Origin of the sequence: Gardnerella sp. KA00243, assembly GCF_049244105.1 — a bacterium.
GTDB lineage: Bacteria > Actinomycetota > Actinomycetes > Actinomycetales > Bifidobacteriaceae > Bifidobacterium > Bifidobacterium leopoldii.
This window is the reverse complement of the sequence record NZ_CP058375.1, coordinates 623,045-637,564: the sequence shown is the minus strand read 5'-3', so window position 1 is coordinate 637,564 and position 14,520 is coordinate 623,045. Positions and strand designations below refer to the sequence as shown.

Genomic DNA, 14,520 nt, shown 5'->3' with positions numbered 1-14,520 from the left:
CGTGTGGTTGCGACCGTCTTGCCAATTGACGGAAGGTGAGCGGTACTTATTATGACGAACGCAATTTCTAGTTCTTTGCATCAAACTTTTTCTCGCAGCACAATTGCAAATTCTCTAGCTGGCAAAAGTGTTGTTACATTAGACGATATTTCAACTGCGCAAATACGAATGCTCTTAGACAAAGCGCGATACATTGATTCGCACCGTAAAGAAGTGGCTCACACTTGCGATGGCAGAGTGTTGGCCACTCTTTTTTATGAGCCGAGCACGCGCACTCGCTTAAGTTTCGAAACAGCAATGTTGCGTTTGGGCGGAAAAGTAATCGGCTTTGCAGGTGCGCAACTTTCCAGTGCAAGCAAGGGTGAAACTGTAAACGATACTTTGAAAGTCGTGTCTAATTATGTTGATGTTGTTGCAATGCGTCACCCAAAGGAGGGTGCTGCTTTCGTTGCTACGCAAGCTGTGAGCACGCCTATTATTAACGCAGGTGACGGCGGCCACATGCACCCAACTCAAACTCTTGCAGACTTGGCAACTATTCTCGCGCGTTTTGGTCGCCTTAATAATCTCACTGTCGGTTTGTGCGGCGACTTAACTTATGGACGCACAGTTCACTCGCTTATTGAAACTTTGTGCCGCTTTGGAAACGTTCATTTTGTGCTGATTAGCCCGGATGAGCTTAAAACTCCGCAGTACGTAATCGACCGCATTAATGACACTCCTTCGTGCACTTACGAAGAAACTCGCGACTTGATGGAAGTTATTGGCAAGCTTGACGTGCTTTACATGACTCGCGTGCAAGAAGAGCGTTTTACGGATCGCGAGCAATACTTGCGACTTCGTGACACGTACATTTTGACTGAAGAAAAATTGCAAAAAGCAAAGTCGCATATGCCTGTGCTGCATCCGCTTCCTCGAATTAACGAGATTTCTGTTGATGTTGATGACGATCCTCGCGCAGCATATTTTGAGCAGGTTAAAAACGGTATGCTTATGCGTATGGCTTTGGAAAGTTCCGTTCTTGGAGACGAGCTTTGCGGCTACGAACCAACTGATTTTGTAAACGTGCCAGAAGACGAATTGCAAGCAGTTGACGCACACGGAATTTCATTAACGGATCCTCGCGTGCACGTAACAGACGTGAATGCGCCTGAAGATCTTACTTGCCCGAATCCTCGTTGCATAACAAACAGCGAACTAACTCTTAAACGCAAGTTCTACAAAGCTGATTCTGACAGTCACGAGTATCGTTGCATGTATTGCGACGAAGAAGCAGAAACTAAATAAAAAATTTAATAATATTATTATATAACTGTAAAAATTACGCAAAACCAGGAGTGAAATGAACGAATCAGGCACCTTAACTTTGCGCAATATCTCTGTGTGGGATACTGGCGAACGTATTGATCTTATTGTTGATGGCGTTCGTCAGGATGCCCTTATAGAGCAGAATGCGCGCGTTACTGGCGACATTGACGCAAGCGATTGGGTTGTTGCTCCTGGTTTTGCAGATCCGCATGTGCATTTTAGAGATCCAGGTCAAACAGCAAAAGAAACAATGATGACCGGCAGTGAGGCTGCTGCGGCTGGCGGTTATACGCAAGTTTTGATTATGCCAAATACTGTTCCAGCTCTTGACGGCGAGCCTTGGGAAGATGCTCCATTTGATGTAGATAATGTAGTTGACTATTTGCAGCGCTATGGTTGCATTTACGGCGTAAAATTGCCAGTTCGCTACGATTTGAGCGTGTGCGCATCATTGGGGCGTAAAGGCTTAAAACCAAGCAATATTGAGCTTTGGAAAAAGTATGTTGCTGGAATCGACGATGACGAAAAAACTTCTCCTATGAAAAAGCACCCGATTACTGCTATAAGCGACGACGGTGCTGCAGTGCCTGAACCGATTTTGCGAGATGTGTTAGCTATGGCAAAACAAACTGGTTTGCCATTCGTGGAGCATTGTGAGCATCATGATACGGGAGCTGTGAACGAGGGTCCGATCGCAAAAATGCTTGGTGTTGGTGGAATTCCAGCTTCTACTGAGCTTGCAATTGTTCAGCGAGATATTGATGCTTCCCGCGAAACTGGCGTACATGTGCATTTCCAGCATGTGAGCACTGCTGCTGCGTTTGAGGCTATTCGTAAGGCAAAGAAAGAGGGTTTGCCGATTACGTGCGAAACTGCGCCTCACTATCTAGCTTTGTGTGATGAGGATGTTTTGCGATATGGTGCTATGGCTAAGATGAATCCTCCTCTTCGTTCAAAAGCGGACAGGCAAGCGACGCTCGCTGCTATTGCGGATGGCACAGTTGACATGATTGCAACAGATCACGCGCCTCACACTGCGGAAGAAAAGTCAGGAAATTTTGCAAGCACTCCTAACGGAATTATTGGGCTTGAGTGCGCGTATGGCGTGTGCCGCAAAGTTTTGGTTGATGCAGGATATACGGACGATAAGCATTTAATCGAATTAATGGCAGTAAATCCAATGCAATTGATGAGCAGAAGACCTACTGATATTGCGGCTTTGCTTAACGTTTCTTCGCGATGCGCAAACAAGCGAACGCTGCGTTTAAGTATTACTGAACACCCTGAAAACGTTGATTTAGTGCTGATTAATATGCGCGAAAATTGGGCGGTTGATGCAAATTCGTTCCATTCAAAAGCTCGAAATACTCCTTTTGATGGATGGCAACTTACAGGCAGGCCTGTTGCGACGATTATTGGTTCAGAAATTGCTTTCTCGAGAATGTGATTGATTAAATATAAATTTGGAATGGTAGTAAATTATGGACGAACTTATTGAAGCGATTGCAGCCAAGCAAAATCCTAGCGTAGTGGGCTTGGATCCTAAGCCTGGAATTGTTCCTGCCGAAATTATTAGCTCTCTTGCGGACGAAGTTTTGCAAGAAGTAGAAGGCGAGGATGCGCTGCCAACGCTTTTAGCTACAGCTTATTTTGAGTTTAATCGTGCGATTATTGACGCAGTTGCAGATTTTGTGCCGGCTGTAAAGCCGCAAATCGCTATGTACGAGGCGCTTGGTCCTGCAGGTATCGATACTTACGCAATGACCTGCGAATACGCAAAATCGCAAGGATTAGTTGTAATAGGTGACGCAAAGCGCGGAGATATTGGCTCTACAGCTGGTCAGTATGCGGCTCATTTAAGCGGCTTCGCTAATCTTTCTGCATATTTTGAAGACGAAAATGCGACTGATAACGCACTGCCACAATCTCTTAAAAATCTTCTAAAAAGCTCTAAAAATCTTGACGTTTGGCATGAAGATTCGCTTACAGTAAACCCTTATATGGGTTCGGATGGAGTGAAGCCTTTTATCGATGAAGCATTAGCGTACGATAAAAGCATTTTTGTGCTGCTTCGCACTTCGAATCCTTCTAGCAAGGAGCTACAGGAGCTTATTTTGCAAGATGGCAAGCCAGTGTATGAGCATATGGCTGATTTGATTGAGAACTGGGGTGCTTCAAGCATTGGCAAGCACGGTTATTCAAGAGTTGGCGCAGTTGTAGGTGCCACGCATCCGCAGGAGGGCAAGCATTTGCGCGAGATTATGCCGCACACTTTCTTCCTTGTTCCAGGCTATGGCGCTCAAGGCGGTACAGCTCAAGATGTTGCAGGAATGTTTGATGCAAATTCTGAAGGCGCTATTGTAAATTCTTCGCGCGGTATTATTGGTGCTTGGAAAAAGTCTGAAGATTACGCTAAAAATCAAGGTCATATGTCTTTCGATGACATTCTTGATATTGTGCGTGATTCTGCAGCTGTTGCTGCGAAAAATATGCGTGACGACTTGCGAAATGCAGTGTATCGCTAGAATGTATAACTAAAATAAATATAACTAAAAATATAATTAAAATTAAAAATAAAACGCAACGGTACAAAACACATACAAGGGTAGGGGAAACCACATGAGTGATGGCATGTTTATTCCAACGCGAAAAGCTTCTGGAAACGCCATAATTACGTTACGTGAAGACGCTTTTGATTCTTCCGGCTCAAGTTCTGCAGACGAAAGCAATAATGCAAAATATTCGCGCCTTTGGGGGCGCAGAGCTGTAGAAGTACTCAATAATGAGAAGCTAGACGAAGGCGTGTACCGTTTAACTTTGCGAGATTCTGAGATTGCTAAAAAAGCTGCTCCTGCGCAATTTGTGAACTTGTATTCCCTTGATCCAACTGCTATGCTTCCGCGTCCTTTTGGAGTTGCAAGCGTAGAAGGCGATACTTTTACTTTGATTTTTGCTGTGATTGGCAAAGGCACTGCTAAGTTTGCTGAGCTTAAACCAGGAGATAGCATTGACGCTCTTGGACCTTTGGGACTTGGCTTTAATATTTCCAAACCTGCACATTATGTGTTGGTAAGTGGCGGCTTGGGTGTGCCACCTATTTTGTGTGCTGCTCAAGCGCTTTCAAAGCGTGAAGATTCTAGTGTAACGGCAGTGCTTGGCTACCGTAATAAGCGTTTTGCAGATGATTTAACGAAAGAATATATTTCAGACGTACACAGTATTACAAATGCTGAAGGAACTGTTATTACACTTCTTGACGAACTTGAAAAAGTTAAGCATTTTGATTTCGAAGACGATTTGCCAACGGTTATTTTGTCTTGTGGTCCTTTGCCTATGATGAAAGCTGTAGCTCACTGGGCACATGAAAGAAATATTGAGTGCCAGCTCAGTTTAGAAGCGCGTATGGGTTGCGGATACGGAACTTGCGTTGCTTGCGTTGTTGACACTTTGGAAGGCAGGCTGAAAGTTTGCAACGACGGTCCTGTTTTTGATGCGAATCGTTTGGGTTGGGAGTAAAAAATATGAGTGCTGTAAATAATGCCGAAAATAATTCTGTAAATAACGCAAATTCCGTAACAAATTCCGCTGAAACTTTTGGTTTTGACACTAGCCACGTTTGGAAGCACCCAACTCAAGTCGCAGGCGTTAAGTGGAAAAACATGGTTGGAACTGCTTCTGGAACTTTCCAGCTTGCAGCTTGCCGACGCTTTTACGACGTAAGCCAACTCGGCGCAATTTGTACAAAAGGTGTTTCTCCTGTTCCGTGGGAAGGAAATCCTTCTCCGCGCACTGCAGAATCTCCTTCTGGAATGGTAAACGCAGTTGGATTGCAAAATCCTGGTGTCGACCATTATTTAGTAGACGAGTTGCCGAAACTAAAATCCATGGGAGCACTTGTTATTACTAATGTTGCAGGTCACAGTGACGACGATTATGCGCAAGTTGTTGAAAAGCTTGCAGATTCTGCGGCCGACATGCTTGAAATTAATGTAAGCTGCCCAAACGTGACTCACGGCGGAATGAGCGTTGGCACTGATCCGGTTGCATTGCACCGCTTAATTAAGCGTCTTCGCGCAATGACAAGCAAGCCAATGATTGTAAAAATGACGCCAAATGTGACGGATATCGTTTCGATTTGCAAAGCTGCAGTTGATGCTGGAGCGGATGCTTTAAGCATGATTAACACGCTAGTTGGTTTGCGAATTGATATTCGAACAGGCGAGCCTATTATTGCAAATCGCACGGGCGGTGTTTCCGGTCCTGCTATTTTCCCGATTGGACTTGGGTTTGTGTGGCGAGTGCGTCAAGCTATGCCAGATATTCCAATTATTGGCATTGGTGGCATTGATTCTGGCGAAAAAGCTTTGGAATACTTGTATGCTGGCGCGAATGCTGTAGAAGTTGGTGCTGCTGCTTTGGTGGATCCTACTGCTCCTATTCGCATTGCTCGCGAGCTTGACGATTTGCTTGATTCTCGTCCAAAGCTTGCGTCTTTACTCGCTGAAGGCAAAACTTGGCGCTGAAATTAAGTATTTAAAAAGTATTTAGAAAGTATTTAAAATCATTTTAAGAAAGAGAGCTAATTATGGCAGAATTAGACGAACGTTTTACAAAGTTTTTGCTTGATTCAGGTGCGCTTAAATTTGGTGACTTTACGCTGAAATCTGGTCGTCAATCACCTTATTTTATTAACGCTGGTGCTTTTGACGACGGCATGAAAATCGCAAATCTAGGCGCATACTACGCTGAGCGCGTTGTTGCAGCAATCGAAGATGGCAAACTTCCGCAAGATATCGACACTGTTTTCGGCCCTGCTTATAAGGGTATTCCGCTGGCAGTTTCTACGGCAATGGCTTTGACGAATAATCATAATATGCCTGTTGGTTTTACTTTCGATCGCAAAGAGCGAAAGGATCATGGCGACGGCGGAATTATGGTTGGAAAACCGTTAAAAGACGGCATGAAAGTTCTGTTAGTTGACGATGTGATGACTGCTGGAACTGCAGTTCGCGAAACTTTGCCAAAGCTTAAAGCGGAAGCAAATGTGCAAGTTGTTGGCTTGATTTTGGCAGTAGACAGAATGGAACGCACGAAAGACAGCGAGCTTTCTGCAGTAAAAGCAGTAGAGCAGGAGTTTGGCTTCCCAGTTTTGCCAATTGCAAACGTGCGCGAAATTTTCGCTGCAGCAAAGCGTTTAGTTAATGCTGACGGTAAGCCAGTTATGGATGAGGAATTAGCTTCGCGCGCTGCAGATTACTTGCGTACGTATGGTGCGTAATTATCCTCTACAATTTCGGAACCAAACGGCCACAACGCAAGTTTTGCCATTTTGAAAGATTGTATGCCAAATGGAATGCCAGCAATTGTGCAGCAGCAAATGAATCCTGAAACGATATAGCCTAATGCAAGCATTGGCCCAATGAAAAATACAATCCATAGTATGTTCCAAATTGTGCTAGTGCCGCCTTGGTAAATAACATGTTTTCCAAATGGCGTGAGCGTGAGCTTTGCCATTTTGAATGCTTGAATACCGAATGGTATGCCAATAACGGTTATGCAAAGGAGGAAACTTATAAATAACCAGCTTGCAGCAATGAAAAGACCGCCGAATATCAGCCACACAATATTGCCAAGAAGTTTCATAAAAGTAGTATATAAGTTTTTTAAGTTTTAATGAAGTATGATTTTTGATAAGTGATTTATTGTAAGCGGGTTGTAAAATAATGCGTTGCAATAGATGCATTTGTTTAAAGGAAGAATATGTTCTGCACGCAATGTGGTAATAAAAATGATGATAATAGCAAGTTTTGCAATACTTGCGGAGCGCTTTTAGAAGTTACGTCAACAGTCGAGCCGTCAATCCAAAGTCAACAATACGAATTGCCTACTAACGAAGCGCCTACTACTGTATTTCCTGCGCAGGAAGCTTTATCGGATAATCTAAACGTTTTAGGTTCTCCTATTATGGGTTCTTCGAGTGAACAGCCTTCTATGAATAATTCACCTTACGTACAAGGCGAAGCTCCGGCTAATTATTCTCATTCAGAGGATGATAAGCGCAAGAAGAAAGTAATTATTACTTTAATAACCGCTATTATTGCTTGTGTTTTGGTTATAGGTGCTGGTGCATGGTGGTATGTAAATAGTGCGCGAACAGCTCAATCAAATAATAAAACTGAATTACAATCATCAAAATCAAAGAATAATAAATCTAAGCAGCATGTTCTAACCAATGATGATTTAGATTCAGACGATGAAGATAGTGATACTAGCAGCGATAAGGATAACGCTATTGGTGCGAGTGAAAAGCTCAATACCAAAAAAATCAATAAATTAGTAAGCAATTTTGCTTCAAATAATAGCGTATCTGTAGCGATTTCTGGCAAGAAGGGCATATTGTATGAGTCTTCTAATTCTCGTAAAACATTCCCTGCTGTAGGTTTTTATTTCCCTGTTGTTCTTTATACTAAGGATAATCCACAGCATGATTATGAAGATAAGTGTGAAGATGTTATTAAGGCAATGAGTAATGACTCCGCTAATGAGCTTTTAGATGATCAAGGTGGCATAGACGGATTAGATCAATGGCTGTCAGATAATGGCTATGCAAATACATCTTTTACTCGCAAATATGGTGATGTTGATGCATCGAACGATGGTCACGAAAATCTTACTTCTTCTCATGATGCTGCGATGATGCTTTCAAAAGCTATGCAAAATTCGACTATTGCCAATGCGACGGGTTACGATATTTCTGCTGATGGCGTGAACGTTCCAGACGGCATAGAGGTTATGGCTCATCGTGGTCAAGGAATTAAGAATGTTTATAACTATTTCTTGATTCTTAAGAAGGGCAAGAATAGGATCGGAGTGTCTGTTTTAACAAAAAGTGCAGATAAAGATGACGTTGCTGAATTTGTTTCAAAACTGTTGAATTTGTTGAAAAATAATCTCTAAATATATTAAGTTGACGCTTTGTGGCATAATAAGCAAGGTTTATTTCTTAGCTGCTTAATTTGCAGCCTATTAGCGAAAGAAACGGGTAACTCGTGGCACAGACTACCAATGATATTAAGAATGGATCGGTTTTGAACCTTGATGGTCAGCTTTGGACCGTCGTTAAGTTCCAGCACGTGAAGCCAGGCAAGGGTCCTGCTTTTGTGCGTACCACCATTAAGAACGTGCTCTCGGGCAAGATTGTCGACAAGACTTTTAATGCCGGCATGAAGATGGAGTTCGAGACCGTTGATAACCGCACGTTGCAATATTCATACGAAGATGGCGACAACTTCGTCTTTATGGATATGACCACTTACGACCAGGTTTATATTCCTAAGGTTTTGGTTGGCGAGCAGAGCAAGTATTTGCTTGAAGGCACCGACTGCATCGTAAGCTTCCATGATGGCACTCCTTTGAGCGTTGAGCTTCCAGCTTCCGTGATTTTGACTATTACTCACACTGAGCCAGGCTTGCAAGGCAATCGTTCTAACGCTGGTACTAAGCCTGCAACTGTGGAAACCGGTGCTGAAATCCAGGTTCCACTCTTCGTGGGTGAAGGCGAAAAGGTGAAGGTCGACACTCGTGACGGCTCTTACCTTGGTCGTGAAAACTAAAGAATTAATTATCTAATTAAAATAATTAGTTATCTAATTAAATTAGCTATTTATTTCTCAATAATTTTTATAGAGTGACCCGGTGGCGATTATTCGTTGCTGGGTCGCGTAATTTTTGATACAACTTTATTAAGTAATTTTTATACGTTACACAGAAGGGCGTTACGATGGCACGTTCTACCGCTCGTAAAAGGGCTTTGAATACGCTGTATGAGGCGGATGAGAAGAATCAGCATATTCTTTCTTTGCTTGAGGAGCGAGTTAAGGAGCCTGGCGCTCAAACTCCGCTCCCAGAGTACGCTATTGAGATTGTTCGAGGCGTAGGAGAGCGACGTAACAGAATTGACAAGACGCTAAACCGCTATTCGACTGGCTGGAAAGTTGGCAGAATGGCTGTTATCGATCGCAATATTTTGCGCATTGCAGTTTGGGAAATGCTTCTTAATGATGAGATTCCAGATAAAGTTGCTATTGACGAGGCGATTGCGCTCGCAAAAATGTATAGCGATGACGAAGCTATTGCGTTTATTCACGGCTTACTAAGCGCGATTATGGCAGATAAAGACGCTTGCTTGGCAAAGTTTAATGGCGAATCTTCTCCTGAAGACGCTGCTACGGAAGAGTCTACGGAAGAAGCTGCTGCTGAGTAACGTCTCATTTTGCATGTTTTGAGACCCTCGCGCAGAATGCTTACTGCGTTAGTGTCTCTAGTTGATAGTTTTGGGACACGCGTGCAGTAGTCGCTCGCGCGGATTACGCGCTCGCTTACGAAACTCGCGTTGGAAGTCCACCGGACTTCCAACCTGAGCGAGTTTCCGCTCCGAGTTGCTTTCGCGCGCGCAATGCTGCGCTCAAGCAGGTCGTCGCGCCGGCGCGTCGCCCGTCCGCCAACCTGAGTAGACTTACCACGAATATCCTAAAGCCATAAGGGGGGTTAAGGTGGATTACAGCGACACCTTTGCCGGATTCGGCAGTGATGATGCAGTATTGGTGTTGGAGGATGGTCAGGTTTACGTTGGTAAGCCTTTTGGTGCGCAAGGTTCTACGCGCGCTGAGATTGTGTTCTCCACGGGCATGACTGGTTATCAAGAAACATTAACTGATCCAAGTTATGATCAACAAATCGTAGTTCAAACATTCCCACACATAGGTAATACGGGAATGAATCACGAAGATCCAGAATCTGCCCACATTTGGGTTGCTGGTTACGTAGTTAAGAAGCCAAGCCCAGTAGTTAGCAATTGGCGAGCTGAAGGTTCCTTGGAAGACGATTTACAAAAGCAAGGTATCGTTGGCATTAGTGGTATTGATACTCGAAAGCTGGTACGTCATTTACGCTCGGTAGGCGTTATGCGTGCCGGCATTTTTTCTAATAAGGCCCTGGTTGATCCGTCAACCGGGGCTTTTCGCACCGTCGCTTCTTTCGTTGACGAAATTAAGCAAACTCCTCAAATGCAGGGCTTGCGTTTAACGGATGAAGTCAGTACTAAAGAAACGTACACGATTGAGCCTTGCGGTGATTTTGAAGGAAAAGATCCACTTTACACTGTTGTAGCAGTCGACTTTGGTATTAAATCTATGACTCCTCACCGTTTGGCTGAGCGCGGCTGCCGCGTGCACGTTGTAAGCTCCTCAATAAGCTTCGAATCGCTGCAAGCGCTTAACGCAGACGGCGTATTCTTCTCGAATGGTCCTGGAGACCCTAGCCAAGCAAATCGCGAAGTTGAGCTTTTGCGCAAAGTTTTGGATGCAGGTTACCCGTTCTTTGGTATCTGCTTTGGAAACCAGTTACTTGGTCGCGCGCTCGGCTTTGGAACTTACAAGTTGAAGTTTGGTCACCGCGGTATTAATCAGCCTGTAAAAGACGTTACAACCGGAAAAGTGGAAGTTACGGCTCACAATCACGGCTTTGCTGTGGACGCACCTCTTGACGGTCCTGTGCAATCTCCTTACGAAAACGGACACTTTGGTCGCGTGCTAGTTTCGCATATTGACTTGAACGACAACGTTGTAGAAGGCTTGCAATGCCTTGATATTCCAGCGTTCTCGGTGCAATATCATCCGGAAGCTGCAGCAGGACCGCACGACGCTTCCTATCTATTTGACCGTTTTGTGCAATTGATGCGCGAAAACGCTCGAAAAAGCAAGTAATACTCGAAAAAGCAAGTAAGATTTTAAGATTTACGGAAAGAGAAGTTTACTATGCCAAAACGTACTGATATTAAGTCGGTTATGGTAATTGGTTCCGGTCCGATTGTTATTGGTCAGGCTGCAGAATTTGATTATTCCGGAACGCAGGCTTGCCGAGTTCTTCGCGAAGAAGGTATTCGCGTAATTTTGGTTAATTCCAACCCGGCTACGATTATGACAGATCCGGAGCTTGCGGACGCAACATATATTGAGCCAATTGACACTTCGATTTTGGAGCGAATTATTGCGAAGGAGCGTCCGGATGCGCTTCTTCCAACGCTTGGTGGTCAAACTGCGCTTAATGCTGCAATGGATTTGGGTCGTGCAGGAATCCTAGAAAAATATAACGTTGAGCTTATTGGTGCTTCTTTGGAAGCAATCGACCGCGGAGAAGACCGAGAGCTTTTCAAAAAAGTCGTTGAAAAAGCCGGAGCTGAGTCAGCAAAATCCTTTATTGCTCACTCAATCGAAGAAGTAGACAAAATTGTTGAAACTTTAGGATACCCGGTAGTAGTACGTCCAAGCTTCACAATGGGCGGCTTGGGCTCTGGTATTGCTCATAACGAAGAAGAGCTTCACCGCATTGCAGGAGCTGGCATTCACTATTCTCCAACAAACGAAGTGCTTATTGAAGAAGGCATTGAAGGCTGGAAAGAGTTTGAGCTTGAACTTATGCGCGACGCAAAAGATAACGTCGTAGTTGTTTGCCCAATCGAAAACGTCGATCCTGTAGGCGTGCACACTGGCGACTCGATTACAGTTGCTCCTTGCTTTACGCTTACAGACCGCGAGTATCAGAAGATGCGCGATATCGGTATTGCTATTATTCGAGGCGTTGGCGTCGATACCGGCGGTTGCAATATTCAGTTTGCAATCAACCCTCAAACTGGTCGCATTATCGTCATCGAAATGAACCCGCGCGTGTCCCGTTCTTCCGCGCTCGCATCTAAAGCAACCGGCTTCCCAATCGCAAAAATCGCAACGAAACTTGCTCTTGGCTACACTTTGGACGAAATTCAAAACGATATTACGCGTTCAACTCCTGCAAGCTTCGAGCCAACAATCGACTACGTTGTAACAAAGATTCCGCGCTTTGCTTTCGAAAAGTTCCCAGGAGCGGATACCACGCTTACAACTTCCATGAAGTCTGTTGGTGAAGCAATGGCTTTGGCTGGAAACTTCCAGGAATCCCTTGGAAAAGCAATGCGCTCAATCGACAAGCGTCACTCATGCTTTAGCTGGGATGGTGAGCGCCCGAGCAAGGAAGAAGTTAATAAGCTTCTTGAAGAAATGCATACTCCAACCGAGCATCGCTACTTGCAAATTCAGCGCGCGCTTTGGGGTGGGGCAACGCCGGAGCAGATTTTTGCAGCAACAAAAATCGACCCTTGGTTTGTAGAGCAGCTGGCTCAAATTAACGAGACTGCGCTCGCAGTTCGTGAAGCTGAAACCTTAACTCCTAAAGTTTTGAAGCGCGCTAAGCTCGCTGGTCTTTCTGACGTGCAGATTGCGCATTTGCGTAATCTTGGCGACGAAGGCGAAAACATGGTTCGTGAGCTTCGTTGGGCTTACGGTTTGCGCCCTGTTTACAAGACTGTTGACACTTGCGCAGCTGAGTTCGACGCAGCAACTCCGTACTACTATTCTTGCTACGCTGACGAAAGCGAGTTGAAGAAGCGCGATCGCGAAGCTGTGATTATCCTTGGCTCTGGTCCAAACAGAATCGGCCAGGGTATTGAGTTTGATTACACTTGTGTTCACGCTGTTCAGGAATTGGGCAAGGATTACGACACCATTATGGTCAATTGCAATCCTGAAACAGTTTCTACAGATTACGACATGTCTGATCGCCTTTACTTTGAGCCTCTTACTTTCGAAGATGTGCTTGAAATTTACGAAGCAGAAAAGAAGCTTGGACCTGTTAAGGGCGTGATTGTGCAGCTTGGTGGTCAAACGCCACTTTCGCTTGCCGCTCGTCTTAAGGCTGCAGGAGTTCCAATTTTGGGAACGACTCCTGAGGCTATTGATTTGGCTGAAAACCGTGAGCTTTTCGGCGAAGTTCTTCGTCAAGAAGGCATGAACGCTCCTCGATACGGCACAGCGTTAAGTCTTGAGGAAGCAAAAGATGCAGCTCACGCAATTGGCTACCCAGTTCTTGTGCGCCCAAGCTACGTGCTCGGCGGTCGTGGCATGGAAATTGTATACGACGACGCTCAACTTGCAAAGTATGTTGATCGCGCATTGGATGAGGCTCGAGCAGACACGGTTGTTTCTGGCCGCTTGCCTTCGCCGCTTTTGATCGATAAGTTCCTTCAGGACGCTATTGAAATCGACGTTGACGCACTTTACGACGGCAACGAGCTTTATATTGGCGGCATTATGGAGCATGTTGAGGAAGCTGGCGTGCACTCTGGTGACGCTGCTTGTACTCTTCCTCCAAGCACGCTTTCGGACGATCAAATTCGACGCCTTCGCGAGGGTACGCTTTCGATTGCTCGCGGCTGCTCAGTTCGCGGTCTTATCAACGTACAGTACGCTTTTATGGCAAACACTTTGTATGTAATTGAAGCAAATCCTCGAGCGTCTCGTACTGTTCCGTTTGCTTCTAAAGCTACTGGCGTTGCTCTTGCTAAAGCTGCTGCTCGAATTATGGCTGGTGAAACCATTGCACAGCAGCGCAAGCGTGGACTTCTTCTCCCGCAAGGCGATGGCGGAGATATTCACCCAGGTCAGCAGGTTGCTATTAAAGCTTCTGTGCTGCCGTTCAAGCGTTTCCGCACTCCTGTTGGTCGCACGGTTGATATTTTGCTTGGACCAGAAATGCGCTCTACTGGCGAAGTTATGGGTTTTGATCGCGACTTCCCTCACGCTTTTGCTAAGAGCCAGCTTGCAGCATACAAGGGCGGTTTGCCTACCAGCGGAAACGTTTTTGTGTCCGTAAGCGATGCAGATAAGCGACAACTTCCACTTCTTGCAGTGCGATTAGTGGAGCTTGGTTTTACGATTTGGGCTACTGAAGGTACAGCTTCTGTGCTTCGTCGTTATGGCATTGATTCTGTTATTGTCGATAAGCTTTCTAGTCAGGGCGACACGGCGAAGGATATGCCAAATAGTGAGAAAGCGAACGAAAGAATCGGTAAGAATGTTGTAGAGCTTATCGAAAATGGTAAGATTGACATGGTATTAAATACGCCGAATTCAAGGGGATCGCGCACTGATGGTTATGCCATTCGTGCGGCAGCTGTAGCAGCTGATCTTCCACAATTCACTACTATTACCGAATTTGCACCAGTATTAATGGCTATTGAAGCTGTTAAGAACAATGATTATCAGGTGATGAGTATACAAGAACATGCTCAACAGCTGTTTGCAATTGAACAGGCAGAAAGTCAAGAAAGTCGGGCTTAAT

General features: G+C 44.9%; 12 protein-coding genes. 11 read left to right on the top strand and 1 reads right to left on the bottom strand.

Annotated features, from left to right (window positions below; genetic code table 11):
- Positions 1-51 precede the first annotated feature (51 nt).
- The 6 genes from pyrB (at position 52) to pyrE (ending at position 6,586) form a co-directional block, all read left to right on the top strand.
- Positions 52-1,287 carry an aspartate carbamoyltransferase gene (gene pyrB, locus HXT50_RS02520; protein ID WP_004106414.1) on the top strand — a complete coding sequence of 412 codons (1,236 nt, stop codon included), beginning with the start codon at positions 52-54 and terminating at the stop codon, positions 1,285-1,287.
- 55 nt (positions 1,288-1,342) lie between these two features.
- On the top strand, positions 1,343-2,755 hold the full coding sequence (locus HXT50_RS02515; protein WP_421776984.1) for a dihydroorotase: 1,413 nt from the start codon (positions 1,343-1,345) through the stop codon (positions 2,753-2,755).
- 34 nt (positions 2,756-2,789) lie between these two features.
- Positions 2,790-3,833 carry an orotidine-5'-phosphate decarboxylase gene (pyrF, locus tag HXT50_RS02510; protein ID WP_421776983.1) on the top strand — a complete coding sequence of 348 codons (1,044 nt, stop codon included), beginning with the start codon at positions 2,790-2,792 and terminating at the stop codon, positions 3,831-3,833.
- 94 nt (positions 3,834-3,927) lie between these two features.
- Entirely contained in the window at positions 3,928-4,824 is an 897-nt protein-coding gene (locus HXT50_RS02505; protein ID WP_421776982.1) for a dihydroorotate dehydrogenase electron transfer subunit, read from the top strand.
- 5 nt (positions 4,825-4,829) lie between these two features.
- Positions 4,830-5,831: a dihydroorotate dehydrogenase gene (locus HXT50_RS02500; protein ID WP_004119039.1), complete on the top strand. Its 1,002-nt coding sequence runs from the start codon at positions 4,830-4,832 to the stop codon at positions 5,829-5,831.
- A 62-nt stretch (positions 5,832-5,893) separates the two neighbouring features.
- Positions 5,894-6,586 (top strand): orotate phosphoribosyltransferase, encoded by a 693-nt coding sequence (gene pyrE, locus HXT50_RS02495; RefSeq protein ID WP_004106403.1) that lies wholly within the window; start codon positions 5,894-5,896, stop codon positions 6,584-6,586.
- On the opposite strand, the gene HXT50_RS02490 is transcribed toward pyrE, so the two are convergent.
- Entirely contained in the window at positions 6,562-6,951 is a 390-nt protein-coding gene (locus tag HXT50_RS02490) for a YccF domain-containing protein (RefSeq protein ID WP_174143328.1), read from the bottom strand. The genes pyrE and HXT50_RS02490 overlap by 25 nt on opposite strands.
- A 117-nt stretch (positions 6,952-7,068) precedes the next feature.
- Here HXT50_RS02490 and HXT50_RS02485 point away from each other — a divergent pair, with 117 nt between their 5' ends.
- The 5 genes from HXT50_RS02485 to carB all read left to right on the top strand — a co-directional run bounded on the left by HXT50_RS02485 (position 7,069) and on the right by carB (position 14,519).
- The gene (locus tag HXT50_RS02485; protein ID WP_004106400.1) at positions 7,069-8,265 is read left to right on the top strand and encodes a zinc-ribbon domain-containing protein; all 1,197 of its coding nucleotides are present in this window, start codon (positions 7,069-7,071) and stop codon (positions 8,263-8,265) included.
- 92 nt (positions 8,266-8,357) lie between these two features.
- A complete protein-coding gene (efp, locus tag HXT50_RS02480) occupies positions 8,358-8,921 on the top strand; it encodes an elongation factor P (RefSeq protein WP_004111770.1) in 564 nt (187 codons plus the stop codon).
- A gap of 167 nt (positions 8,922-9,088) precedes the next feature.
- Positions 9,089-9,571, top strand: a complete 483-nt coding sequence (nusB, locus tag HXT50_RS02475; RefSeq protein WP_004106395.1) for a transcription antitermination factor NusB — start codon at positions 9,089-9,091, stop codon at positions 9,569-9,571.
- A gap of 289 nt (positions 9,572-9,860) precedes the next feature.
- Entirely contained in the window at positions 9,861-11,072 is a 1,212-nt protein-coding gene (gene carA, locus HXT50_RS02470; RefSeq protein WP_112928691.1) for a glutamine-hydrolyzing carbamoyl-phosphate synthase small subunit, read from the top strand.
- 51 nt (positions 11,073-11,123) lie between these two features.
- Positions 11,124-14,519, top strand: a complete 3,396-nt coding sequence (carB, locus tag HXT50_RS02465) for a carbamoyl-phosphate synthase large subunit (RefSeq protein ID WP_004119051.1) — start codon at positions 11,124-11,126, stop codon at positions 14,517-14,519.
- Position 14,520: the final 1 nt, after the last annotated feature.

Coding starts and splice junctions, on each gene's coding strand:
- pyrB (WP_004106414.1), top strand. CDS start 52: ATGACGAACGCAATTTCTAGTTCTTTGCATCAAACTTTTTCTCGCAGC.
- HXT50_RS02515 (WP_421776984.1), top strand. CDS start 1,343: ATGAACGAATCAGGCACCTTAACTTTGCGCAATATCTCTGTGTGGGAT.
- pyrF (WP_421776983.1), top strand. CDS start 2,790: ATGGACGAACTTATTGAAGCGATTGCAGCCAAGCAAAATCCTAGCGTA.
- HXT50_RS02505 (WP_421776982.1), top strand. CDS start 3,928: ATGAGTGATGGCATGTTTATTCCAACGCGAAAAGCTTCTGGAAACGCC.
- HXT50_RS02500 (WP_004119039.1), top strand. CDS start 4,830: ATGAGTGCTGTAAATAATGCCGAAAATAATTCTGTAAATAACGCAAAT.
- pyrE (WP_004106403.1), top strand. CDS start 5,894: ATGGCAGAATTAGACGAACGTTTTACAAAGTTTTTGCTTGATTCAGGT.
- HXT50_RS02490 (WP_174143328.1), bottom strand. CDS start 6,951: ATGAAACTTCTTGGCAATATTGTGTGGCTGATATTCGGCGGTCTTTTC.
- HXT50_RS02485 (WP_004106400.1), top strand. CDS start 7,069: ATGTTCTGCACGCAATGTGGTAATAAAAATGATGATAATAGCAAGTTT.
- nusB (WP_004106395.1), top strand. CDS start 9,089: ATGGCACGTTCTACCGCTCGTAAAAGGGCTTTGAATACGCTGTATGAG.
- carB (WP_004119051.1), top strand. CDS start 11,124: ATGCCAAAACGTACTGATATTAAGTCGGTTATGGTAATTGGTTCCGGT.